The sequence below is a fragment of the Azospirillum agricola genome, assembly GCF_020005195.1.
Classification (GTDB): Bacteria; Pseudomonadota; Alphaproteobacteria; order Azospirillales; family Azospirillaceae; genus Azospirillum; species Azospirillum agricola.
In genome coordinates this window covers 79,551-102,964 of sequence record NZ_JAIFZR010000004.1, presented here as the reverse complement: position 1 = coordinate 102,964, position 23,414 = coordinate 79,551, and the positions used below count along the sequence as shown (strand labels likewise).

At 65.2% G+C, this 23,414-nt stretch carries 25 protein-coding genes and 3 pseudogenes; 24 read left to right on the top strand and 4 right to left on the bottom strand.

Annotated elements, in window-relative coordinates; translation table 11 throughout:
* The first annotated feature begins 240 nt into the window (after positions 1–240).
* The 15 genes and pseudogenes from JN22_RS09460 to JN22_RS09390 all read left to right on the top strand — a co-directional run bounded on the left by JN22_RS09460 (position 241) and on the right by JN22_RS09390 (position 11,927).
* Positions 241–378 (top strand): hypothetical protein, encoded by a 138-nt coding sequence (locus tag JN22_RS09460; protein WP_179166107.1) that lies wholly within the window; start codon positions 241–243, stop codon positions 376–378.
* A 1,005-nt stretch (positions 379–1,383) separates the two neighbouring features.
* Complete coding sequence (locus tag JN22_RS09455) at positions 1,384–2,979, top strand: methyl-accepting chemotaxis protein (protein ID WP_179166106.1); 1,596 nt, start codon at positions 1,384–1,386, stop codon at positions 2,977–2,979.
* A gap of 356 nt (positions 2,980–3,335) precedes the next feature.
* Positions 3,336–3,596 (top strand): DNA -binding domain-containing protein, encoded by a 261-nt coding sequence (locus JN22_RS09450; protein WP_085553707.1) that lies wholly within the window; start codon positions 3,336–3,338, stop codon positions 3,594–3,596.
* A 133-nt stretch (positions 3,597–3,729) separates the two neighbouring features.
* Positions 3,730–3,963, top strand: a complete 234-nt coding sequence (locus tag JN22_RS09445; protein WP_317852923.1) for a transcriptional regulator domain-containing protein — start codon at positions 3,730–3,732, stop codon at positions 3,961–3,963.
* Positions 3,964–4,060: 97 nt separating this feature from the next.
* Positions 4,061–4,516 (top strand): DUF2285 domain-containing protein, encoded by a 456-nt coding sequence (locus tag JN22_RS09440; protein WP_085553706.1) that lies wholly within the window; start codon positions 4,061–4,063, stop codon positions 4,514–4,516.
* 138 nt (positions 4,517–4,654) lie between these two features.
* Entirely contained in the window at positions 4,655–4,945 is a 291-nt protein-coding gene (locus JN22_RS09435) for a helix-turn-helix transcriptional regulator (RefSeq protein WP_085553705.1), read from the top strand.
* A gap of 11 nt (positions 4,946–4,956) precedes the next feature.
* Positions 4,957–6,036, top strand: a complete 1,080-nt coding sequence (locus tag JN22_RS09430; protein WP_085553704.1) for a replication initiator protein A — start codon at positions 4,957–4,959, stop codon at positions 6,034–6,036.
* Positions 6,033–6,668: pseudogene (parA, locus tag JN22_RS09425) on the top strand (ParA family partition ATPase); the annotation flags it as partial. The gene JN22_RS09430 and the pseudogene parA, both read left to right, overlap by 4 nt.
* 16 nt (positions 6,669–6,684) lie before the next feature.
* Entirely contained in the window at positions 6,685–7,440 is a 756-nt protein-coding gene (locus JN22_RS09420; protein ID WP_085553703.1) for a DNA-methyltransferase, read from the top strand.
* Positions 7,437–7,670: a hypothetical protein gene (locus JN22_RS09415; protein ID WP_179166099.1), complete on the top strand. Its 234-nt coding sequence runs from the start codon at positions 7,437–7,439 to the stop codon at positions 7,668–7,670. The genes JN22_RS09420 and JN22_RS09415 overlap by 4 nt, the downstream gene beginning before the upstream one ends.
* The gene (locus JN22_RS09410; RefSeq protein ID WP_085553702.1) at positions 7,667–8,176 is read left to right on the top strand and encodes a DUF2840 domain-containing protein; all 510 of its coding nucleotides are present in this window, start codon (positions 7,667–7,669) and stop codon (positions 8,174–8,176) included. The genes JN22_RS09415 and JN22_RS09410 overlap by 4 nt, the downstream gene beginning before the upstream one ends.
* On the top strand, positions 8,173–8,715 hold the full coding sequence (locus tag JN22_RS09405; RefSeq protein WP_085553701.1) for a S26 family signal peptidase: 543 nt from the start codon (positions 8,173–8,175) through the stop codon (positions 8,713–8,715). The genes JN22_RS09410 and JN22_RS09405 overlap by 4 nt, the downstream gene beginning before the upstream one ends.
* Positions 8,716–8,782: 67 nt before the next feature.
* Entirely contained in the window at positions 8,783–9,118 is a 336-nt protein-coding gene (locus JN22_RS09400; protein ID WP_085553700.1) for a DUF736 domain-containing protein, read from the top strand.
* Between the two features lie 4 nt (positions 9,119–9,122).
* A complete protein-coding gene (locus JN22_RS09395; RefSeq protein ID WP_085553699.1) occupies positions 9,123–10,019 on the top strand; it encodes a lytic transglycosylase domain-containing protein in 897 nt (298 codons plus the stop codon).
* A gap of 153 nt (positions 10,020–10,172) precedes the next feature.
* Positions 10,173–11,927, top strand: a complete 1,755-nt coding sequence (locus tag JN22_RS09390) for a relaxase/mobilization nuclease domain-containing protein (RefSeq protein ID WP_085553698.1) — start codon at positions 10,173–10,175, stop codon at positions 11,925–11,927.
* 36 nt (positions 11,928–11,963) lie between these two features.
* On the opposite strand, the gene JN22_RS09385 is transcribed toward JN22_RS09390, so the two are convergent.
* Positions 11,964–12,680, bottom strand: coding sequence for a YoaK family protein (locus tag JN22_RS09385; protein WP_085553697.1), 717 nt, complete (start codon positions 12,678–12,680; stop codon positions 11,964–11,966).
* 137 nt (positions 12,681–12,817) lie between these two features.
* On the opposite strand from JN22_RS09385, the gene JN22_RS09380 reads away from it, so the two are divergent.
* The gene (locus tag JN22_RS09380) at positions 12,818–13,786 is read left to right on the top strand and encodes an IS701 family transposase (RefSeq protein WP_085553696.1); all 969 of its coding nucleotides are present in this window, start codon (positions 12,818–12,820) and stop codon (positions 13,784–13,786) included.
* A 149-nt stretch (positions 13,787–13,935) separates the two neighbouring features.
* Here JN22_RS09380 and JN22_RS35355 read toward each other — a convergent pair.
* The 3 genes and pseudogenes from JN22_RS35355 to JN22_RS09370 form a co-directional block, all read right to left on the bottom strand.
* Positions 13,936–14,022: pseudogene (locus tag JN22_RS35355) on the bottom strand (hypothetical protein); the annotation flags it as partial.
* A 76-nt stretch (positions 14,023–14,098) separates the two neighbouring features.
* Positions 14,099–14,251, bottom strand: a pseudogene (locus JN22_RS35350) (AAA family ATPase); the annotation flags it as partial.
* A 746-nt stretch (positions 14,252–14,997) separates the two neighbouring features.
* Entirely contained in the window at positions 14,998–15,633 is a 636-nt protein-coding gene (locus tag JN22_RS09370) for a DUF5710 domain-containing protein (RefSeq protein ID WP_085553695.1), read from the bottom strand.
* A gap of 159 nt (positions 15,634–15,792) precedes the next feature.
* Between JN22_RS09370 and JN22_RS09365 the strand changes: the two genes are divergently transcribed.
* The 8 genes from JN22_RS09365 (at position 15,793) to JN22_RS09330 (ending at position 23,392) form a co-directional block, all read left to right on the top strand.
* Positions 15,793–17,784 carry a conjugal transfer protein TraG gene (locus JN22_RS09365; RefSeq protein WP_085553694.1) on the top strand — a complete coding sequence of 664 codons (1,992 nt, stop codon included), beginning with the start codon at positions 15,793–15,795 and terminating at the stop codon, positions 17,782–17,784.
* Between the two features lie 9 nt (positions 17,785–17,793).
* Positions 17,794–18,237, top strand: coding sequence for a ribbon-helix-helix domain-containing protein (locus JN22_RS09360; RefSeq protein ID WP_085553693.1), 444 nt, complete (start codon positions 17,794–17,796; stop codon positions 18,235–18,237).
* Positions 18,238–18,471: 234 nt separating this feature from the next.
* Positions 18,472–18,855, top strand: coding sequence for an XRE family transcriptional regulator (locus JN22_RS09355; RefSeq protein WP_085553692.1), 384 nt, complete (start codon positions 18,472–18,474; stop codon positions 18,853–18,855).
* Positions 18,848–19,762 (top strand): ABC-three component system protein, encoded by a 915-nt coding sequence (locus JN22_RS09350; protein WP_085553691.1) that lies wholly within the window; start codon positions 18,848–18,850, stop codon positions 19,760–19,762. The genes JN22_RS09355 and JN22_RS09350 overlap by 8 nt, the downstream gene beginning before the upstream one ends.
* Entirely contained in the window at positions 19,759–20,004 is a 246-nt protein-coding gene (locus JN22_RS09345; RefSeq protein WP_085553690.1) for an ABC-three component system middle component 6, read from the top strand. The genes JN22_RS09350 and JN22_RS09345 overlap by 4 nt, the downstream gene beginning before the upstream one ends.
* The gene (locus JN22_RS09340) at positions 20,001–21,764 is read left to right on the top strand and encodes an ABC-three component system protein (RefSeq protein WP_085553689.1); all 1,764 of its coding nucleotides are present in this window, start codon (positions 20,001–20,003) and stop codon (positions 21,762–21,764) included. Before JN22_RS09345 ends, JN22_RS09340 begins: the two co-directional genes overlap by 4 nt.
* Before the next feature lie 91 nt (positions 21,765–21,855).
* On the top strand, positions 21,856–22,587 hold the full coding sequence (locus JN22_RS09335) for a hypothetical protein (RefSeq protein ID WP_211099621.1): 732 nt from the start codon (positions 21,856–21,858) through the stop codon (positions 22,585–22,587).
* A gap of 7 nt (positions 22,588–22,594) precedes the next feature.
* Positions 22,595–23,392 (top strand): TIGR02391 family protein, encoded by a 798-nt coding sequence (locus JN22_RS09330; protein ID WP_085553687.1) that lies wholly within the window; start codon positions 22,595–22,597, stop codon positions 23,390–23,392.
* The last annotated feature ends 22 nt before the right edge of the window (positions 23,393–23,414 follow it).

The window sequence follows — 23,414 nt, the reverse complement described above, 5'->3', positions numbered from 1 at the left end:
TCCGTCGTCGCCAGAACCAAAACCCGTCTGCTCGGATCGTCCCAGCATGCCAGCCGCCAGCGGAATGCCTCAAGGTCGTGCGGCACCTCCAATTTTTGCGGGGATCTTCGGAAACGAAGATCCCCGCAAAAATCGGCTCCTCCGCACGCCGGCTGTGCCGGTCGCTGACGCGAACCTTGACTCACCCCGCCGCTCGCCTGGGCACCGACGTCATCCTTCACTTCCGTCGAGGAGATGACGATGACGCTCGAACAGCATATCGAGGAATTGCGCGCGGAACTCCGCCATTGCACCTGCAAGGAGCGGCCCTGGATCGAACGCGAACTCAAGGCGGCCCGCGACCAACTCGCCCGTCTTCTCACCGAAGAGCCGTTATAGCAGTTCCCGTCCGGGCCGCTCCGGTCCTCCTGGAGCGGCTTGTTCGCCGCTTCGCAATGCAGCGGAAGGGTGAGTTTGCACCTGTCATTGTTCCCTTCATCGATCAAAACAAGCCGACTTTAAGAAAATGTCCAAAATAACGAAACAATCTAACTCGTCAGGCTAATAATTTATCCAACACCCTGCGCAAAGACACAATCAATCACTGAAGAAGATAATTTCCTGGCAAACATTCTTTACCATCTCAACCAAAAACGCACTTTCTAAACGTTCTATACCACTATTTGAAACTGGAATGGACGCACAGAAAAAACAGATTGGACCTATGAAAAAGACTCCGTAGCCCGTTCGGCTATATACTTTGGATGTATCATAAATTTGAAGGACGTATACAAATGCAGGCAGGCAGTAACATATTTACTGGAGATTGTCAAGAAAATAATAAAAAATCTCCCAATGTAGTCGAACTCGGACATTTTACATTCTATCGCACACGCTTAATACAATATTATATTACTTCAAATTACTTCGAGAAAACTCCGTCCTGGAACTTTTTCTCTCTGCATCGCAGGAAAACACCCCACCGCCGAAGACGCCAACAGGTCCGGGGGGGTGAAGAGATCGCGTATGCTCCGGACCTGAGCAACTTGGCGCCTGTCGACAACGCGCCAGGAATCCTTCACCAGAATGCTCGGAAAACCGAGTGCCCTTCCAGGCACCTAACTCCATACATCTCGAAAATCGGTCCCGGTCCGGCGTCGAAACGCCCCGGAAAACGGCTCAGAAGGCCGTTCACAAAGGAACTCGCCTGGAAAACTGACATTTCCGACGAAGCCCCCGTAAGACAACCGTCCATTCTGGATAATTACTCCAGACACCAACCAGACGCAAAGGCGTAAAATCATGTTACAATATAGTAACTGGAAGATCCTTTACAAAATACTGCTCGTCCTTGGCTTGATGGGGGTTCTGACGGTCGCCTCGGCTTTCTATGCCGGACATCAGATGACAGTGATCGATGAAGCCGACAGTGCGATCATCGAACATCAGGATAAGGCGGCGATCGCCCTTGCACAGGCCAATCACGCCATCATGGCCTATTATTCTGGTATCTACAGACTGGCAACCGAAACGACCGATGAAGGCGACAAGGCCGCCATGCGCGATATCCGGGACGGGCGGGACGTCTTTTCAAAGAGAATCGCCGAAGCCATCGCTGCTGAGCCAGGACTGAAACCGAAGGCGGATGACATAACCCGCTTGTTCAAGTCCTGCGACGAACGGGCTTGCGGCGAGGCAATCAAGCTGGGGTTTTCAAACGATCCTGCCATGAACGCAAAGGCAGCGGCCTTCATGCGTGAAACATGCGCCCCAGAATTGGGAAAGCTAATAGAAGAAGTCGTGAAATTAACTGACACAACCATTGATCGTGGGAAAGAAATGTCGGCGGCCGCCACGGCGATGATCGATGGCATGGTCGAGACCACCGTGATCGCGATTCTCATCGGACTGGCTCTTGTCCTGGCGCTTGCCGTCTATCTGACCCGCAGCAACATCACCGATCCAATCCGCAGGATTGAAAACGGCCTCGCCGAGTTGGGCCGGGGGAACCTGTCTGCCCAGGTCAGCGGGACCGAGCGCAAAGACGAGATCGGCAGCATGGCGCGCACCTTCGCCACCCTGCGCGAAGGATTGAGCAAGGCCCGCGACCTGGAAGCGGCGCAGCGTGCCGAAGCGGAAGAAAAAGCCCGCCGCGGCGAAAAGGTCGCGCAGTTGGTGAGCGAATTCGAAACCATGATCAAAGGCGCCGTCACCGGCCTTGCCTCATCGGCCGCGGAACTCCAAGCCAACGCGGAGACCATGTCGGCTGCGGCGCAGCAAACCCAGCAGCAAAGCTCCGTCGTCGCTTCGGCGACCCAGCAGGCCTCGGCCAACGTCCAGACCGTGGCCGGCGCCACCGAGGAGATGACGGCCTCCAGCAACGAAATCGGCAAACAGATCAATCTGGCATCCGATATGGCCAACGACGCCGTCACCGAAGCGAAGAACACCAGCGTGACGGTCGACAACCTCGCCAAGGATGCCGAGAGAATCAGTTCGGTGATCCAGCTCATCCAACAGATTGCCGCTCAAACCAATCTGCTGGCGCTGAACGCCACCATCGAAGCCGCCCGCGCCGGAGACGCCGGCAAGGGCTTCGCCGTCGTCGCCAACGAAGTCAAGTCGCTCGCCAACCAGACGGCGAAAGCCACCGACGACATCACTGCGCAGATCGGTGCCGTTCAACAGGCGACCCAGACCACGGTGGGAGCGATCAGGGGTATCGAGGCCACGATCGGCAATATCAGTTCCGTCGCCACCACCGTCGCCTCCGCGGTCCAGGAGCAAATCGCCGCCACCACCGAAATCTCCAACAATGTCCAGCAGGCGGCGCAAGGCACGAACGAGATTTCCCGCAACATCGGCGGCGTGGCAGAAGCCCCTGGTCAGACCGGCATTGCGGCGGAATCCGTCCTGACCGTGTCGCAGGAACTGGCAAGGCAGTCGGAAAATCTCCGCACCGAGGTCAACGTGTTTCTCGCCGCACTCAACGCCGCATGAGAAGTCCGGCGGCGACCGGGGAGCGCTGCCGTGCCTGTACAGAGAACTCCGGCCCTATAAGCCGGAGTTCCACCTTCCATTCCCGCCGCAAGCTTCCAACGGCCGGTAGCGGGGCACGACCCCAAGACCGGTCGGGCGCATCCGGCAAGGCCGGACCGGGCTCTACTCCGCCGGGTGCCCCGGCTCCACGAAGCCCCTCCGGGTCTTCGCGCCACGGGCGTGACGATCCCTTGCGCGCAACACCCATCGACAGAGAGGCGGTTCAGACATCGTTCTCGGCGCAATCCGAAGAGGTGCTCCGAAAAGAATGGCAGTGCCACGAGGATCGATTACATTACCTCCTTGGTGGAGGACAGATGCCGAACAGCTTCCAGGACGAGCCGCCGCAAACCCCAGCGCTCACGGCTTACGACCGGGCGCACATGAAGCTCTATCTGCGCCTGCTCGACGCCGCCACCGACGGCGCCCCCTGGCAAGAGGCGGTGGCCGTCCTGTTCAGCCTCGACCCCGACCGTGAGCCGGAACGGGCCAAACGCGTCCATGACGCTCATCTCGCCCGCGCCCGTTGGATGAGCGAAACCGGCTACCGGCTTCTGCTTCGTCAAGACTACCCCTGACAGTAAACAGAGCTACTTCCGACGAAGAAGTCCCCGTGCAGGCAACACCTGTTCACTTCCCGAGCGCTACCGCGAACACTTCCCTCTCCCAATAGTGTCCTTATGGGGCATCTGGAGCACGATTGTGGAGAGGATGATGACACCCGATACCTCGCAATGGCGGATAGCGGAAATGTATGAGCACGTCGATACGATCGCGGCACCCGATCTCGCCTGGGAATGGCTGCGACGCAACGGGCATTACCAGCAGGCCTACCGCCATCACGCTGCGATGAGCACCCCTCGTCATCACGGCCGGGACGGGACGGACTGGTCCGGCCGCTGGGGGTTGCGATTTCCCGGTCAGGCCCGGCCTCAGCGCCCTTGACACGCGGGTCTACTGGGCACCGGCGGATCACACCTGGACCGTCCTGCTGGTTCCCGCCCTTTCCGCCCTGCCTTGCGGAACCAACCTGTTCCAGGCGTTGGACGGCATCACCGGCGAAACCGACAGCCTGGGCGTCCATCTCCACTATGACCTGGGCAACGGCGACCGGCTGCAACTCCTCCGCCTCGCCACGGTGGCCCCCGACCAACCGCTCGCCGCCCTGGTTCCCCTCGATGGCGACGGGCTGGACCGGCTGGAGGCCATCGACCGGCTGCTGCGCACCCTTCTCGGCCGCAAGATTCCCCAGGATACCCGGCTGACTCCCCAGCAACGCCGCCGCAGCCGGCATATGCTTCAGGCCATCGACGGCCGGATGAACGGCGCCAGCTACCGCGACATCGCCACGGCCCTCTTCGGGGCCGACCGGGTGAACGACCATCCGTGGAAGACCTCCCCGCTGCGCGACATCACCATGGACTTGGTCAAGGATGCCTTCGCCATGATCGCCGGCGGCTATCGCACCCTGCTCCGCCGCCGTCATCGCGGATCATAGCCCACGCCTCCCGTCCCTGGGGGGTGCGAAAAAAGCCCGGCTTTCTTCTCCCTCCCCCCTGCCCGGCCTTCTTCGCCACCGTGTCCGTCGTCCGCCGCTGCTCGCCAGCGGCCGCGCCGACACCACGGAGGCACGATCATGAAGCCCGCTTTCGCCACCCTCCCGCCGCGCTTCCTGCGCACGCCCGAGGCCGCCCTCTTCCTCGGCCTGTCCGGCCGCACCCTGGAGAAGCACCGGACCTACGGCACCGGCCCGGCCTACCGCAAGCTGGGCGGCCGCGTGGTCTACGCCCTGGAGGATCTCCAGTCCTGGGCCAACCGCGGCGCCGTCACCTCCACCTCCGATCCCAAGGGCGAACTCTCCGCCGCCAAGCCCCAGCCCTCCGCCGGCCGGACCGTTCCGCCGCCGGCCGGCCGGCGGCCCCGCTGAAGGGCACGGCCATGACCCGCCGCCTCAGCGCCCCCAGCGAACGTTCCCGACTCGACCCCTTCGTCGTCGCCGTCGGCGAAGCGACACCACGCGATCAACGCGACCTGATGGAGCGGCCCTTCTTCTCGCTGGCCAAGACCAAACGGCTGGCGCCGATCCTCTACGAGTCCGGCGGCGTGCGGATCGAGGTCTTCGCCATGCCCGAACACGGCATGGCGACCATCTGGGACGCCGACCTGCTCATCTGGGCCGCCAGCCAGATCGTCGAGGCGGAGACGCTGGGGCTGAAGACCTCCCGCTTCCTGCGCTTCACGCCCTACCAGCTCCTGACCGCCATCGGCCGCCAGACCGGCGCCCGCGATTACAAGCTGCTCAAGGGCGCCCTGGCCCGGCTGCAATCCACCGCGATCCGCACCACCATCCGCCAGGGCGAGCACTGGCGGCGCCATCAGTTCTCCTGGATCAACGAATGGGAGGAGATGACACGGCACGACGGCCGGGTCGAGGGCATGGAAATCGTCCTGCCCGACTGGTTCTACCGCGGGGTCGTCGACCGTTCGCTGGTGCTGGCCATCGATCCGGCCTATTTCCGCCTCACCGGCGGCCTCGAACGCTGGCTCTACCGCGTCGCCCGCAAGCATGCCGGCCACCAAGCGCAGGGCTGGCGCTTCGACCTCGTCCACCTGCACGAAAAATCCGGCAGCCTGGTGCGCCCGTCCGACTTCGCGCTGCACATGCGCCGCCTCGTCGCCCGCCAGCCGATCCCCGGCTACCGCCTGTCCCTCGAACGGGACGGACGCCGCGAAATGATGCGCATCCTGCCCGGACCGTCATCCATCGCCCCTGTGGACAAATCTGCGGACAACCCTGTGGGTAATTCAGGCGTTGCCGTGAATGGCATCGGGACTTCGCACGCAGGTCTATCGGGACTTCACACGCACGAAGGCCAGTTAACCCTTTGGCCCGGAAAGGCAAATCGCGCTCCTAATAAAGACTCTAATACAGAGTCTAATAAGAATCCCTGTTGTTGCACCCGCCATGGTTCCCCTCCGGCACCGCGGTCCGGCGCGATGCCGGGAGGCCGGCCATGATCGTCGCCCTGCTCAACCAGAAGGGCGGCGCCGGCAAGACGACGCTGGCCCTGCACCTCGCCGGCCAATGGGCCAGGCTCGGCAGGCGCGTCCTGCTGATCGACGCCGATCCCCAAGGCTCGGCACTCGACTGGTCGCAGCAGCGCTCCCGTGCCGGCCTGCCGCGCCTGTTCGGCGTCGTCGGCCTCGCCCGCGACACCCTGCACCACGAAGTGCCGGACCTCGCCCGCGACGTCGATCATGTCGTCATCGACGGGCCACCGCGCGTCGCCACCCTGATGCGCTCAGCGCTGCTCGCCGCCGACCTGGCGCTGCTTCCCGTGCAGCCGTCGCCGCTGGACGGCTGGGCGTCGGCCGGGATGCTGACCCTGCTCGCCGAGGCCCGGGTCTTCCGCCCCCAGCTTGCCGCCCGCTTCGTGCTGAACCGCTGCGCCGCCCGCACCGTCATCGCCCGCGACACCGCCCTGTCGCTGGCCGACCATGATCCGCCGGCGCTCGCCGCCACCATCGGCCAGCGCGTCGTCTATGCCGAAGCGGCGCAGGCCGGCCGCCTGGTGTTCGAGATCGACGGGGTCACCGCCGCCGCCCGCGAGATTGCGGCCCTGGCCGCCGAGATCGACCGGATCGCCCCCGGACGGGGGGGGTGCCATGACCGCCCCCTGGACGCTGCTCACCGGCGACTGCCGCGCCGTCATGCCACCGCGCGGACCGTTCGACCTGATTGTCGCCGACCCGCCCTACGGCGACACGTCGCTGGCCTGGGACCGCCGCGTCGACGGCTGGCTGCCGCTGGCGCGGGCCGCCCTCCGCCCCTCCGGCTCGCTGTGGGTGTTCGGCTCGCTGCGCAGCTTCATGGCCACCGCCGCGGCGTTCGAGGAGGCCGGCCTGCGCTACGCCCAGGAGATCGTCTGGGAGAAGCAGAACGGCTCCGGTTTCCACGCCGACCGCTTCAAGCGCGTCCACGAGCTGGTCGTCCAGTTCTACCGCGCCGACACGCCGTGGAGCGCCGTCCACAACGCCGTGCAGACCACGCCGGACGCCACGGCACGCACCGTGCGGCGCAAGCAGCGCCCGCCCCACACCGGCGACATCAACGCCGGCCATTACGTCAGCCGGGACGGTGGACCGCGCCTGATGCGCTCGGTGCTCGCCATCCGCAACTGCCATGGCCGCGCCATCCATCCCACCGAAAAGCCGGTGGCACTGCTCGACATCCTCGTCCGCACCAGTTGCCCGGCGGGCGGCCTGGTCGGCGACTGGTTCGCCGGTTCCGGCGCCGTCGGTGCGACCTGCCGGCTGGCGGGCCGGCGCTACGTCGGCTGCGAAACCGACGCCGCGATGGCCGAGCGCGCCCGTGCGCACATCGCCGCCCTGCTGCCCTTTCCGGCGGGAGACGGCGCATGACCAAGCGCCCTTTCACCGCCCGGCCCGGCGACGCCGAGCGCTGGATCAAGACGCCGGACCCGCCGGCGCGCGCCGACGCCCCCTTCTCCGCGCGGCTGACCGTCGACGTAACGCCGGAGCTGCGCGGCCGCATCAAGATCGCCGCATTCCGGCGCGGCCAGACGATGGCCGACATGCTGCGCGAGCTGCTGAGCCGCGAGTTCCCCCCAACTCCGGGAGACACGCCATGAACGACGCGAACCCGTCACGCTGGCCCGAGCCGGCCATGACCACCGGCCGCCTCACCGAGGTCGAGCTGACCTGGATCGAACAGCGGATCGAGCACTGGATCAGGTTCGGCCACGATGTCGAGGAACGGATCATCGACCGCCGCCGCCGCGTCCTGTCCTTCCCGCCCGACAGCGTCTTCGCCTTCGTCCGCTGGGCCTCCAACGACCATGGCACGGTCTTTTCCCACATCGCCATCCTGCGCGCGGTGGCGCCGGGCCAACCCTACCAGACCATGCCGGCGGTGCGGCCCGGCGGCGAGATCCTGCTCGCCATCGGCGGCTGGCCGAAGGTCGAGCGGGTGCTGCAGGCGATCGACGCCATCGACGCCTTCGGCATCGATCCGGCCGCGGTTTCCCCCGACCACTGGCAGCACGTCCACAACCGCCTGACCGCCGGCCAGGAGCCGCGCGGCTACACGCCCGGCCAGCACCGGGCCTTTCTCCTGCGCCGGAGGGCGACGCCATGACCCGCTTCGGATACGTCATGACCACCTACGTTTCCCTTCTCGCCGTCGGCGGGCTGTCCCTGGTTCCGGTGACACCCCGGCTGTTGTGGAACGCCACCGCCAGCACACCGGTCGGTCTCTACGCCGTGCGGCCGGACGGCCCCCCGGCGGTCGGTGATCTGGTCGCCATCCGCCCGCCCGAACCGCTGGCCGGCTTCCTCGACGAGGGCGGCTACCTGCCCCACGGTGTGCCGCTGCTGAAGCGGGTGGCGGCGCTGCCCGGACAGACCGTCTGCCGCACCGGCGTCACCGTCACCATCGACGGCGCGGTCGTCGCCACGGCCCATCGCCGCGACCGTCTGGGGCGCCGGCTGCCGGTGTGGAGCGGCTGCCTGACGCTGCGGCCCGACGAACTCTTCCTGCTCAACCGCCATCCCGACAGCCTCGATGGCCGCTATTTCGGGCCGATCCCGGCGAACACGGTGTTCGGCCACGCCCGCCCGCTGCTCACCGACGAGGCCGGCGACGGCGCCTTCCAATGGCGGGCGGCAACGCGGTGACCGCCCAGCCTGACGGCCGAAAAGCCCTTCGCCGTCGCTCTCCACCGCCTATACCGGAGCACACGCCATGTCCCAGATCGGTCACTTCACCCGCGGCACTTCCGGCTTCTCCGGCCGTGTCCGCACGCTCACCCTCGACATCGCCCTGACCGTCGTCCCCGCCGCCGCATCGGACGCCGAGAACGCGCCCGACTACCGCATCCACCTCGGTGAGGAGGACGGGCCGGAGGTCGGGGCCGGCTGGAAACGCAGCAGCGAGAAGGCCGGCAACTTTGTCTCGCTGCTGCTCGACGACCCCGCCTTCACCCAGCCGCTCCGCGCCAACCTGTTCCAGTCGCCCGACGACAAGACCGTCTGGACGCTGCACTGGAACCGCCCTTCCAAACGCAGCGACCGGGATTGAGCCCATGCCGTCGCCCTTCCGTCCGATCACCGTCACCAGGAACGCCGGGTGGAGTCGCACCGCCCGGCGAACCCTTCCCTTCCTCCTTTCCGGCCTGGCCTGTCTCAGCGGCCATCCCGCCATCGCCCAAACCGGCGGCGCCGCACCGGCGGCATCCACCACCCGGCCGATGGACCGCGTCCCGCCCGACCGTCCCTTCGCCGTTCACGTCGCCGAGGCGGCGCAGCGCTTCGGCCTTCCCGCCGCCTGGATACGCGCCGTGATCCAGGCGGAAAGCGGCGGCGATCCGCGCGCCGTCTCCGTCAAGGGCGCCATGGGCCTGATGCAGATCATGCCCGAAACCTGGGCGGACCTGCGCCTGCGCCATGCTCTCGGCGACGACCCGTTCGACCCGCGCGACAACATCCTGGCCGGCGCCGGATATCTGCGCGACCTGCTGGACCGCTACGGGTCACCCGGCTTCCTCGCCGCCTACAACGCCGGCCCCGGACGCTACGAGGACCATCTCGCCGGGCGCCCCTTGCCGAGCGAGACGCGCGCCTACCTCGCCACCCTCCTCCCCACGCTCGACGACGCCGGACACACGGCCCGGATGGACGCTGGGAGCAAGCCGGAACGCACGTCCTGGACCGCGGCACCGCTGTTCGTCGCGCTCGCCGGCCGCACGCCCGCCGCCGATCCGGTGCAGCCCGGCCGCACGCCGGAGGGCACCCTGCCGGCGGCTCCGGTGCGCGATCTCTCCGCCATCCTGCCGCAACCGGGCGGCCTGTTCGTCACTCCGTCCGGTGCCGGCCTGCCCGAACGCCGTGCCCGCTCCCTGGCGAGCCCTGGCGTGCCATCTGATGGAACGGACGGTCAGGCGGGAGGGACGGAAGACCACGACCAACGGACGGCGAGATAAAAGGGGGGTGCCGGCTCAACGGCAAGCCCTTGACAGGGCTTGCGTTTTGCCATGCCGGTCGGTCGGCGTGCGTGCCGCCCGCTGGATTTTCCGCAATGATTTCAACGTCATTTCCGGCACCGTGCCGCTCGATCCCGTCTGAAGGGGGAGCCCATGAGCGACGATGACAACAGCTTTCGTGTTCGTCCCGGGCGCATCCGCTCCAGCCGCTCCCCGCAGGCCAAGAGCTTCGTCCATCAGGTGCTGCGGGCCGCCAAGAAGGCCGGCCCCGTTTCCGGCAAGACCATCGGGAGCGGACGCGGCCCCGCTCATGGCCGCTCGACGTTCGGCCGGGGCCGCATCAGCTTCAGCCGCCCCCGCCTGTTCACCCCGGCCCGGCGCGTCATGGTGAAGGCCCGCATCGTCCGCCACCAGGGGAAGTCTTTCCGCTCAGCGCCGCTCAGCGCCCACCTCTCCTATCTCAAGCGTGAGGGCGTCAGCCGGGACGGGGAAAAGGGGGTGATGTTCGACGCCGGGTCGGACCGCGCCGACGACCACGCCTTCGCCGAACGCTGCACAGACGACCGCCATCATTTCCGCTTCATCGTCTCGCCCGAGGATGCTGGCGAGATGACCGACCTGAAGGCCTTCACCCGCGATCTCGTCCGGCAGATGGAGAGCGACCTGGGGACGAAGCTCGACTGGGTGGCCGTCGATCACTGGAACACCGACAACCCGCATGTCCATCTGCTGGTGCGCGGCGTCGACGAGACCGGAGCGGACCTGGTCATCTCCCGCGACTACATCAGCCACGGCCTGCGCTCGCGCGCCGAGGAACTGGTGTCGATCGAACTCGGCCCCCGCCCCGAACACGCCATCCGGAATTCCTTGGAAAAGGAGATCGGCGCCGAACGCTGGACCCGCCTCGACGCTGAGATCCGTTTCGCCGCCGACGAGTTGGGGTATCTCGACCTGCGGCCCGTCGCCGGTGCCGTCGATCCCGAGATTCGCCGCCTGATGATCGGGCGGCTCCAGCACCTGGAGACGATGGGGCTGGCCAGCCGGAGCCGGTCCGGCGAATGGGTGGTGGCGCTGGAGGCCGAGCGGCGGCTGCGCGACCTCGGCCTGCGTGGCGACATCATCAAGACCATGCATCGCGCCTTCACCGAACGCGGCCAGGACCGCGGTGTCGCCGACTACGTCATCGACGGCGGCAGCGGCACGCCGATCATCGGCCGGCTGGTCGACCGGGGCCTGCATGACGAACTGACCGGCGAGGCCTATGCCGTGATCGACGGCATCGACGGCCGCGCCCATCATGTCCGCTTCCGCGGCGTCGAGGCGTTCGAGCACGCCCCGCCCCCGGGCGGCATTGTCGAAGTGCGCCGCTTCGGCGGCTCCGATGACGGACCCCCGACCCTTGTGCTGGCTCCCCGCTCCGACGCCGACCTTGATCGTCAGGTCACCGCCCCCGGCGCCACCTGGCTCGACCACCGCCTGGTCGAACGCGAGCCGATGCCGCTCGCCATGGGCGGCTTCGGCGCCGAGGCGCGCAAGGCTTTGGCGGCCCGCACCGAGCACCTGATCGCCGAGGGGCTGGCGCAACGCCAGAATGGCCGGATCGTCTTCCAGCGCGACCTGCTGGCCACCCTGCGGCGGCGCGAACTGGAGGCGGCCGGGGCGGAACTGGCCGCCAGGACCGGCCTGCCCCACCGGAGCGCCGAGGCCGGCGATCCCGTCTCCGGCGTCTACCGTCAGCGTCTGGCGCTGTCCTCCGGCCGCTTCGTGATGATCGACAACGGGCTCGGCTTCCAGCTCGTGCCGTGGTCGCGGGAGATCGAGACGAAACGCGGGCAGCCTGTCACCGGCATCGCCAAGGTCGGGGGCATCGAATGGAGCATCGGGCGGAAACGCGACTTGGGGATCTGAGGGGCCGCTTCATGACCACGCTGCTGCCCGATCCCTTCACCGGACGCTCCGGCGTTCGGCCAGGATCGCCGGCATCGCAAAGGCGGACAAGACGAGCGACAGGACAATAAACAGCAAAGGTCCCCAAGCCGCATATCCCAGCACGCCGAGGACACCGCCAACGAAAAAGAAGCCGACCGTCGGGATATGGGTCTTCAGTCGGGCGAACATCAGCGAGGCCCGCAGAGCCGGTGCGCACTGGAGCAAGCCGTCGAGCAGGTTGCCCAATTCGATCCCGATGTCGGTGATCATGCCGGTGACATGGGTGGTGCGCACGCGCGCGTCGGAGATGCGGGTGACGATCGCGTTCTGCAACCCCATCAGGAAACTCAGCCCCATCACCAGCGTTGGGCCACGCAGATCGCCCAGCCAGAGATCGGCCCCCCCAAGGCCGGCGAGCATCCCGGCTTCGAGGAGGACGCTGTACGCATAGATGGCCGGCCGGTTCCGGCGCTGCCCGACATTGATCAGCAGCGTGGAGACCGCGGCACCGGTAATGAACATGAACACAATGGCAAGGGCGCTCGACACGGTGGTGAACTGGCCAAGCGCCAGATGATCGGCCATGGTCGAAATCGTACCGGTCATGTGGGACGAATAGAGGCCGGCGGCATAGAAACCGGCCGCGTTGATCGCTCCCGCAATGGCAGCCAATGACCAAGCTAATTGCCGGTCGACCGAATGGCCCCGGTCTTCCCCCTGACGGATCAACATGCTGATGTCTCCGGTCCCCGCACGGGCTCCCTCTATACCGCCAGGCTTTCAGTTCTGTCCATGCTGGACCTGAAGCTGAGGGGATCGGAAAACTTGTCCCGAAAGAATGGTGCGAGACGCTGCCCGGCACCGCTGCCATGGTGGCCAACTGCCAGGTCCTGGTCACCCTGACCCTGGCCCGCCGGGAGGTGCCGGTCCCGATGGCCATGCGCCTGTTCCTGCCCGAGGCGTGGACGAGCAAGCCCGCTCGGTGCCGGCGCGCGCAGGTGCCGGAAGCCCAGCAGAAGCCGCGGACCAAGCCGGAGCTGGCGATTGAGGAAGTGGATCGGGTCCTGGCCCTGGGAGTGCGCTTTGGCTGCGTCGTCGCCGACGCCGGCTACGGCATCAGCGCGGCGTTCCGGCGCGCGCTGAGTGAGCGGGGACTGCGGTGGGCGGTTGGGACGGTGTGCGTCCAGAACGTCTACGCGCCAGACGTGACCCTCTCCTGGCCGAAGGCGGCCACGGGGCGCCCCCGCAAGCACCCGCTGCCCAGTGAGGATCCGATCTCCGTCGCCGCCATGCTCAAGAAAACGACGTGGCGGCGGCTCACGTGGCGCACCGGGACCAAAGGGGCGCTGAGCGCTCGGTTTGCCGCGATGCGGGTACGCGTGGCCGATGGACCAGCGATGCGCACGGGCAAACATCAGCCGGGCGAGGAAGTCTGGTTGGTCGGCGAACGCCGCAGTTCCGGTGAAACCAAATATTACCTGAGCAACTTGGCCCCGGACACGCCGCTCCGCACCCTGGCGTCCTGGATCAAGGCACGCTGGGTGTGCGAACAAGGGCACCAGCAGATGAAGGAGGAACTGGGGCTCGATCACTTCGAGGGCCGGAGCTGGCACGGCCTGCACCATCATGCGATCCTGGTGATGATCGCTTTGGCGTTCCTCCAGCACCTTCGGCTCGCCGCCACGCCGGAGCGGGGGAAAAAGGGCCGACGGGGACAGCGGGCCACCCCCGCAGCCGACGCTGCCCGCCGTGCGCCGAGCCATTCTCGCGCACATCGTTCAGACGGCACCGATCCGATGTCCCTGCTGTCGGTGCTGGCTCGCCCCGTACAGGCGTGAGTAAAACTGCCAAAGTAGTGCGAGGATGACTTGAACTTGCCAAGACGCCGTTCGACGATGGCGCGGGCAGCCGCCGCGTCCGGCAGCGAGTATTCGATCACCTCGTCAAAGCGCCGAGCCAGAGCCTCGTCCAGAATCTCGACATGGTTGGTTGCCGCCAGCACAAGGCTGTCGGTCGAGTTCGGCTCTTCCATGAAAGCCAGAACGGAATTCAGCACGCGACGGATCTCGCCCACATCGTTGGGGTCGCCCCGGCGGGCGCCGATCGCGTCGAACTCGTCGAGAAGATACCCCCCGCGTCTGGGCGATCTGATCGAAAAGCAGGCGCAGCTTCCCTGCGGTCTCACCAAAGAAGCGGCTGAACAGGGATTCCAAACGCACGGTGAAGAGCGGAAGACGCAGTTCTCCAGCCAAAGCCGATGCGGTCATGGTCTTGCCCGTTCCGGGCGGGCCGACGAGCAGCATATGGGTCGCCGGTGTCTGGCCATGCTCCCGCAAGGTCGCACGCTCCTGCTGCTGGCGCACGATGCGCGTAAGGCGCTTGTCCACGCTGTCCGCCAGCACCATGCTCGACAGCACGACCTTCGGATAGGTGCTTTCGACCAGCCCTTGCAACTCGCCTCGCGGCCGTGCCAGCGGAATTGGCGTCTGCCCACCGACAGGTTTGCCGCCTCTGCGCTGATCCCTTGCTTTCTGGACGAGGCGCTTGAGCTTCTCCGCTTCCTCCGGCCGCCCCTGGCGGGCTTCCTGGGCAGCGATCTGCAAGGCGATCGAGAGGACTTGATCCTCGTCCCCGTCTATGTGCGAATTCAGGAGGGCGAGAATGTGCTTGGTCGACATGTGGCCCTCCTTTCTTCGAAACGGCCTCGCTATACCATGGTCCACTCACGACGCCCATGGCGTCGATGATTCTATCCGCAAACGTCGCCAAAGGCCATGTCGCCCTGTCCGATGGCAACGCTCTCATCCGAATGAACACGGCCCGACGGTCGCCGTTCAAACGAGCCCAATCACCCAGCTTTTCCCCCATCGCAGGTCGTGTGACCCGGCCATCCCCCTACCATGTCCGGCACGCCATTGATCCCGCCAAGACCGGCCGCGGCTCGGAAGGGAGCGTCAGGAGGAAGCGCGGCCGGGGCTTTCACGGGCGGGCTGCCCGCTCAGCACAACCTCCAGGGCGGGCATGACTGGCATCATATCCCCCGCATGGCTCAAAATCTCCTCATATGATTGAGGAAATCCACATCGACACTGTATCCGCCACAGCTCGCTGCAAAAGGCTCCCCGATGAAGCGGAGAGAAATACCGGAAGCGGCGTGCTCGTCCATAGGCATGAACGCACCTCCCGGCTCACAATGCATGCCGAAATCGCCCTGCTTCATGCCGCAATGATGGCAATGGTTCATCCAATACGAGCTTTGGGTGGTTTTGCTGTAATCGAGCCGATAACTATTCCCGGACAGTGCGGACATCTGCCTCTGCACCGGGAGAGGAATCTGTTCAACGTAATGGACAATCGTGGGGGTCTCCACCCTCACCCACTCCCATATCCCCTCGTCACTCTCATCCGCCGCAACATCCTCCAGGACCTCATGCCCGGCGGGCAACAGGAAGCTGAAGGCATGAGCTTGCCTTCCGCATTTCCAACAGGGGGCCGCGGATTGAGCAATGGCGTAACTAGGCGCACGGAGATTGCCCTCCGGCTCCCGCGGCAGCCATTTCCCGAACAAGGCGGAATCAAGTCCCGCCGGGACGTACCAGACCTTCTTGACGGCGTCCCACCGGGCGCCCAGGCGCTTGGCGTCATCCTTTTCCGCAAACGGCACCCGCAAATCAATACGTGTCATGAGCACTAACCACCGTGGGAGGGAAAAAGCTATGATTCCACCACCTCCAGGTTTTTGCACGCCATTCCAGCCGATCCTTCGACCACTTTCCGCGCTCTCTTGACTCCACCGCCCATGGCGATCGATCTCCAAGCTGTCTGCTGAAAAGGGATCGCCACCATGTCCGCGACCAAGATCCTCTGGGGCCAAGTCATCACCGTGCTGCTGATCGTGCTGGCCAGCACCTGGGGGGCGACGGAGTGGACGGCTTGGCGGCTCGGCTTCCAGCCCCAGCTCGGCACGCCCTGGTTCACCCTGCTCGACTGGCCCGTCTATCACCCGCCGCTCTTTTACTGGTGGTGGTACGCCTATGACGCCTACGCCCCCGGGATTTTCGACGAGGGCGGCGCCATCGCGGCTTCCGGCGGCATCCTCTCCGTCATCGTGGCGATCGGCATGTCGGTCTGGCGGGCGCGGGAGATCAAACGGGCGGAGACCTACGGCTCCGCCCGCTGGGCCGACCGGAAGGAGGTGAAGGCCGCCGGCCTGCTCGGCCCGGACGGTGTGGTGCTGGGGAAGCTGGAGCACGGCTACCTGCGCCATGACGGGCCGGAGCATGTGCTGTGCTTCGCCCCCACCCGCTCCGGCAAGGGCGTCGGGCTGGTGGTGCCGTCGCTCCTGACTTGGCCGGGATCGGCCATCGTCCACGACATCAAGGGCGAGAACTGGCAGATCACCGCCGGCTTCCGGTCCCGCCACGGCCGCGTCCTGCTGTTCGACCCCACCAACCCGCGCTCCGCCGCTTACAACCCGCTGCTGGAGGTCCGCCACGGCGACTGGGAGGTCCGCGACGTGCAGAACATCGCCGACGTGCTGGTCGATCCCGAAGGCTCGCTCGACCGGCGGAACCATTGGGAGAAGACCAGCCACTCCCTGCTGGTCGGCGCCATCCTGCATGTGCTGTACGCCGAGGAGGACAAGACCCTGGCCGGCGTCGCCGCCTTCCTGTCCGATCCCAGGCGCCCCATCGAAAAGACCTTGCGGACGATGATGACCACCCGGCACCTGGGCGAGGCCGGACCGCATCCGGTGGTCGCCTCGACGGCGCGGGAACTGCTGAACAAGTCCGACAACGAACGGTCGGGCGTGCTCTCCACCGCCATGTCCTTCCTGGGCCTCTACCGCGACCCGGTGGTGGCCCGGGTGACCCGGCGCTGCGACTGGCGCATCACGGATCTCGTCGCCAACGGCAAGCCGGCCACCCTCTACCTGGTGGTGCCCCCCTCCGACATCAGCCGCACCAAGCCGTTGATCCGGCTGGTGCTGAACCAGATCGGCCGCCGGCTGACCGAGGAGCTGAACGCCAAGGACCGGCGCCACCGCCTGCTGATGATGCTGGACGAATTCCCGGCCCTGGGACGGCTGGATTTCTTCGAAAGCGCGCTGGCCTTCATGGCCGGTTATGGAATCAAGGCCTTCCTCATCGCCCAGTCGCTCAACCAGATCGAGCGGGCCTACGGGCCGAACAACGCCATCCTCGACAACTGCCATGTCCGGGTCAGCTTCGCCACCAACGACGAACGGACCGCCAAGCGGGTCTCCGACGCGCTCGGCACCGCCACCGAGATGAAGGCGATGAAGAACTACGCCGGCAGCCGCCTGTCGCCCTGGCTCGGGCACCTGATGGTGTCGCGGTCCGAGACCGCGCGAGCGTTGCTGACGCCCGGCGAGGTCATGCAGCTTCCGCCCGCCGACGAGATCGTCATGGTGGCCGGGACACCGCCGATCCGGGCGAAGAAGGCCCGCTATTACGAGGACCGGCGTTTCGCCGAACGGGTGCTGCCGCCCCCCGATCCCCAATCCTGCGGCACATCCCCCCACGGCGACGGCTGGTCGTCGATCGCCCCGCGCAAACCCGATCCCGGCCTGGTCGCGGAGGCCGAGAAGGCGGACCAGGACAGTGCCAACGGCGGCCTGCGCCGCGAACCCGAACTCCCCGAGCATGTCGCCGTGGCGCCGGAAACCCCCGCCGCCAAGCCGGTAAATGAGTTCGACCTGGTGCAGGACGAGGAACCAGGGGATGCCGCCCGCCAGCGTCAGGTCCTGCGCCGGCGGATGCACGGCCTGGCCCGCCAAGTCTCGATGGACCCGAACGACGGATTGACGCTCTAGGAGAAGACCATGCGCGACCGGATGAACGTCTATTTTCCACCGGCGATGCTGCGCGAAATCACCGAGCTGGCCGAACGCCGCAAGCTCTCCCGCTCGGCCATCGTCGAGGCCGCCGTCGCCTCCTTCCTGTCACCCGACGGTGCCAACCGGCGGGAAGCTGCCTTCACCCGCCGCCTCGACCGGCTGTCGCGTCAGGTCCAGCGACTGGAGCGCGACCTCGGCATCACCGCCGAGACCCTGGCGCTGTTCGTGCGTTTTTGGCTGACCATCATCCCGCCGCTGCCCGACGACGCCCAGGCTGCTGCACAGATCAAGGGCCGAGCACGCTATGAGAGCTTTGTCGAGACCCTGGGGCGCCGCCTCCAGAAGGGCCAGAGCTTCCTGCGCGAGATTCCCGACGACATCATCGATCCGGAACCGGACACCGCTGGCGAGAGGAGTGAACCCAGCTAAGTCGTACTGATAGGGTGAGGCCCATATTTCCGACGCCTCCCGCTGTTCTGGTCGCCGGACGTCTCGGACCATATCGCCGCGCCGGGGGATGGATCGTCATCTCTGCCATTGACCCCAACATAGCTTCAGGGCTATATGCGTGAATACGTCAACGGGCGAAATCGCATCACGGCAGATCATGCCCGAAGGGCAATGGCCTGCTGCCACCAACTCTCATAAAGGAAGGACAACAGGATGGGCCGGAGCGTCGACGACATCATTGCCGTCCCTCCCCATGACGAGCAAGGTGTAATCGAAGCGCACCATGACGCCTTGAAACAGGAAGTCGAAGGTTTGCGTGAATTGCGCCAGATCGCGGGCAAGGCGCAAGCGGACATCGCATCCGCGCTCAACATCACCCAGCCCTCGGTCTCCAAGATCGAGAAACAGGCCGACATGCACCTCTCGACGCTTCGCAACTACGTGGAAGCCATCGGTGGCGAGCTGGAACTGACCGTGAAGCTGCCCAAGCGGCCGGCGTTGCGGATTCATCATTTGGGCGATCTTGCACCGGCCGGTGCTGCCGTGCCGGCCCGGAAGAAGAGCGGTGATCCGTCACCAAGGCGGCGCCATGGATGAACTGCAACGGTCCATCTATGTCGACCGCTTCCGCCTGGCGTTTCACACGAAGAAGGGTGCGGCCTTCCAGGATTGGTTCGTCCTTCTGGCTGGACACGCTTTCGGCCCCGATTTCGAGGAAGTCCGCCCCTACGGTCCCTATGGCGATCTGAAATGCGATGGCCGTCGCATCAGCTCCGGCTCCGTGTTCCAGTGCTATGCTCCCGACGCCATGAAGGAAGCCGACCTCATCGCCAAGGTCGATGCGGACTTCCACGGCGCACGCGCGCATTGGGCCGGCAATATGCTGGAGTGGGTGTTCGTCCATAACGACGGACGCGGGCTTCCGCCGAACGCGGTCCAGCATCTCGACGGGCTTCGCCAAGCCCATAGGCCACTTCAGATCGCAACTTGGTCCGAGCCGGAATTGCTCGATCTTGCCATGATGCTTGATCTGGCTGCGCTTCAGGCTCTCTTCGGTCCTGCAGCTTCGATCGCGATCGTGGATCGCCTCGTCATGTCCGATCTGGTGCCGATCATCGAGGCGCTCCAGCGGCAAGAACCCAATCCGAGTGATCCGCCCCTGACGCCACCGTCACCGGAAAAATTGGAGAAGAATGCCCTGTCCGAGGAATCAGGCCTGTTCTTGCGCATCGGTCGCCGAAAGTCGGCGCTCGTCGATACCTTCTTCCGCAAAAGCCCGCGCCCCGATCTCGGCGAACGCATCGCCGAGGCGTTTCGGCTGCGCTATGCTGAGTTGAGGGCTTTCGATCTTCCGGCCGATACGATCTTCAAGCACCTTCAGGATTATGCCGGCTTCAACGGTGAGCCAAAGCGGCAAGGCGCGGCGCTGGCAGTCCTCGCCTATTTCTTCGATAGCTGTGATATCTTCGAAGATCCGATCGTCATTTCCGTGGAGGCGTCATGATCCTCCCAACCAAACATGTCCGTCCCGATCGCGCACTCATCGGCGTCGGCGCCGAGGTTCTCGATATTCTCAAGAGGCCGATGACCATGTCACGGCTATGGGATGAGATGCGTGGGCGCCGCTCGCTCCATGCGCCCAACGCCCCGATCGACTATCAGTGGTTCATCCTGTCGCTTGACCTGCTCTTCACGATCGGCGCGGTCGATTTCGATCGTGGCCTAGTGCGGAGGATCCAGTCATGATCCGCCGGTTCGGCAGCGACCTCGCGTCGTTCAAGACACTGACCTTCAAGCCTGGCCTGAACATCCTGCTGGCCGACAAGAGCGAGGGCGCGAATGATCGCCAGTCGAGAAATGGCGCCGGTAAGACCAGCTTCATTGAGCTGGTCCATTTCCTGTTCGGTGCCGATGCCCGCAAGGACAGCATCTTCCGTTCCGATGCGCTGACGGCCTGGACGTTCGACGTCGCCGTCGACGTCGCAGGAGAAGCCATCTCGGCGGCGCGCAGCGGCGCCAAGCCGAGCCGGATCGTCGTCAATGGCCCAGTCGAAAACTGGCCGATCCCACCGCAGTTCGACAGCCGCGCCGGGCTGTTCGAGCTGTCGAATGAGAACTGGAAGGCCAATCTCGGCCAGCTCTGGTTCGGCCTGCCGATTTCGGCCGGGGACGAAGGCGAGCGTTTCCAGCCGTCGTTCCGCTCGCTCTTCTCCTATTTCGTCCGCCGTCAGAATAGCGGCGGCTTCCAGCAGCCGATGCAGCATTCCGGGATGCAGCAGGCATGGGATCAGCAGGTTTCGATCTGCTACCTGCTTGGCCTCGACTGGAGCATCCCCGGTCGTTTTCAGGAACTGCGCGCGCAGGAAAAGGTCGCCCAGGAACTCCGCAAGGCGGCTCGGAGCGGCGACCTTGGCCGGTTCTTTGGCAAGGCGGCCGATCTCAGGACGAGATTGACCATCGCCGAGGCGCGCGCCACGCGGCTGCGTCAACAGCTTGAGACGTTCGAGGTCGTGCCGGAATACAAGGCTCTGGAGCGCGAGGCAAACGAGATCACGCGCGAGATCGACGGCATGAACGTCGAGAACGTGATCGATGGCGATCTCCTGCAACAGCTTCGTGCCTCGCTGTCGGACGAGGATGCGCCCGATCTGGGGGATGTCACGAAGCTCTATGCCGAGGCCGGGGTCGTTCTGCCCGACATGGTGCGGCGGCGTTTCGACGAAGTGGAACGCTTTCACCGGACCATCATCGAGAACCGGCGCGCGCATCTGGCCGCCGAAATCGCCTCGGCGGAGGCTCGCGTTGCCGATCGCGATCAGCGCACCGCCGAACGCGACCGCCGCCGACGGCAGATCATGGGCGTGCTTCGCTCCGGCGGCGCACTGGAACACTACACGTCGCTGCGCGAGGAAGTCGGCCGAGCCGAGGCGGAGGTCGAGGGACTTCGCCAGCGGCTCGACACCGCCGAGCGGATCGAGAGCACCAAGGCCGAACTCGACATCGATCGGGCCAACCTGACCAAGGCGCTGCGTGACGACATCCACGAGAGGGCCGACCTCATCCGCGAGGCGATCCTCACCTTCGAGTCGCTGTCGGAATCCCTTTACGAGAAGGCGGGCAGCCTGACGATTTCCGAAACCGGAAGCGGCCCCCAGTTCGAGGTCCATATCGACGGGCAGCGAAGCAAAGGCATTACCAACATGCAGATCTTCTGCTTCGATCTCATGTTGACCGAAATCAGCCTGAAGAACGGCCGTGGTCCCGGCTTCCTGATCCATGACAGCCATCTGTTCGATGGGGTGGATGAGCGGCAGGTCGCCAAGGCGTTGCAACTCGGTGCCGAACGGGCCGAGGCCGCCGGTTTCCAATACATTGTGACCATGAACTCGGACGCGCTGCCCCGCGAGGGGTTCCAACGCGGCTTTGATGTCCATGCGCATGTCATCGACACCAAGCTGACCGATGCGACGGATACCGGTGGCCTGTTCGGCCTACGCTTCGAGTAGGTTTCCAATGCGATCAGCGCCTTTCACACGTCCGACCCTCCTTGCTGCAGTCGAACTGCTTGAACTGCATAGCCAAGCCAAATTTAATCAGATGGTACTGCGGCTTGAGCTTGAAGACGAGATTTCCTCCAGCACGGCTCTCAGCGTCGCAAAAAAATGCGATCTCCTTGGGCGCGTTGTCCTACAACGCTCCGACACGATCCTCGACACGCTCAACGGCAGCATGACCTTGGGCGAAGCGGTGATCCGGCAGGCCGCACAACTGGCCCGGCAGGATTCGGAGCAACCGCTCCAAACGGCATTCGCGCGCGGACTTGCGCGCGACGGATACGTTCTGGTCTGGGACGATTATGGTCGGAACGCATCGATCCGTGCCGCCCTCCCCGGCGAGATTCAGCTCCCGGAGAGCGACGACGAAGTGCATCAGCTCCTCAAGCGCTTCAGCTTCGCCACACCGCTAGGGCACCTCGATCAGGCAATCGAAGCGCATACGCGCGGCGATTGGGCCGCCTGCAACGGACAGCTCCGAACGTTCATCGAGAGCCTGTTCGACGATATTGCGCGAAATGTGCGGCCCGCGGAATCGGCGACACGCTCCAGTTCAGAGAACCGGCGCGCGCTTCTTGCCGAGATCGGCTTTCTTGCAACGGATCGCAACGAGTGGACCCTGGACGGGAAGAACTACATCAACGGCCTCTTCAAAATGCTGCACACCGAAGGCTCGCACCCAGGCCTTTCCGATGAAGATCACAGCACCTTCCGGCTCCACGTCGTCCTGGTGACAGCCAGGACGTTCCTGCGACGCCTCGCCAACGGCCGGTGAAGAGGCCATGGCGTTCTTCTCTCAAGATCAGTTGGAAGCCATCGCGGGCGCACTCGGCGACACATCAGAGGGTCTGACCGGGCCGGAAATCGAGCACCTGCTCGCCTCCTGCAAGATCACCGATCCGGGACCTGCCACGAAGCGCATCCGCCTCTACAACGCCTTCGCCGAGTGCCAAAACGCAAAGCAGAACCGCACCAATATCCTGGAATTCATTCGGCTCGCCATGAAGCCGGCGCGGTATAGCCGGGAACCGGACCGCTACGAGCCAATGCGGGCGCGACTTAACCAGGCATTGGCGTTCGCCGGTCTTCTCGTCGATCAATCGGGCGAACTGAAGATGGCCGACGCCGCCCAGACCTTGCCCGAGGCACAGCGGCGCGCTCGCGATTTGCGCGCGGATCTCGAAGGACGTGGCGTGCACGCCGATGTTCTCAAGTTCTGTCGCGCCGAACTTCTCGCCGACAACTATTTTCATGCGGTCCAGGAAGCGGTCAAAAGCGTTGCCGACAAAATGCGGACGCGGACGGGGTTGACCGATGACGGCGCTGCGCTTGTCGACCGTGTGCTCTCAGGCAGTCCGCCGCTTCTGGCGATCAACGCGCTGTCAACCGCCAGCGAGCGCAGCGAGCAGAGTGGATTTGCCAACCTTGTCCGCGGCACGTTTGGCATGTTCCGCAATCCGACGGCCCACGAGGCACGCATTCACTGGTCAATGTCCAAGGAAGATGCCGAAGACCTCCTATCGATCGTGTCGCTGATTCATCGGCGCCTCGACGCGGCTCATATGCCGGCCCGCGTATGAGGATCGAAGGTTCAGGCCAAAG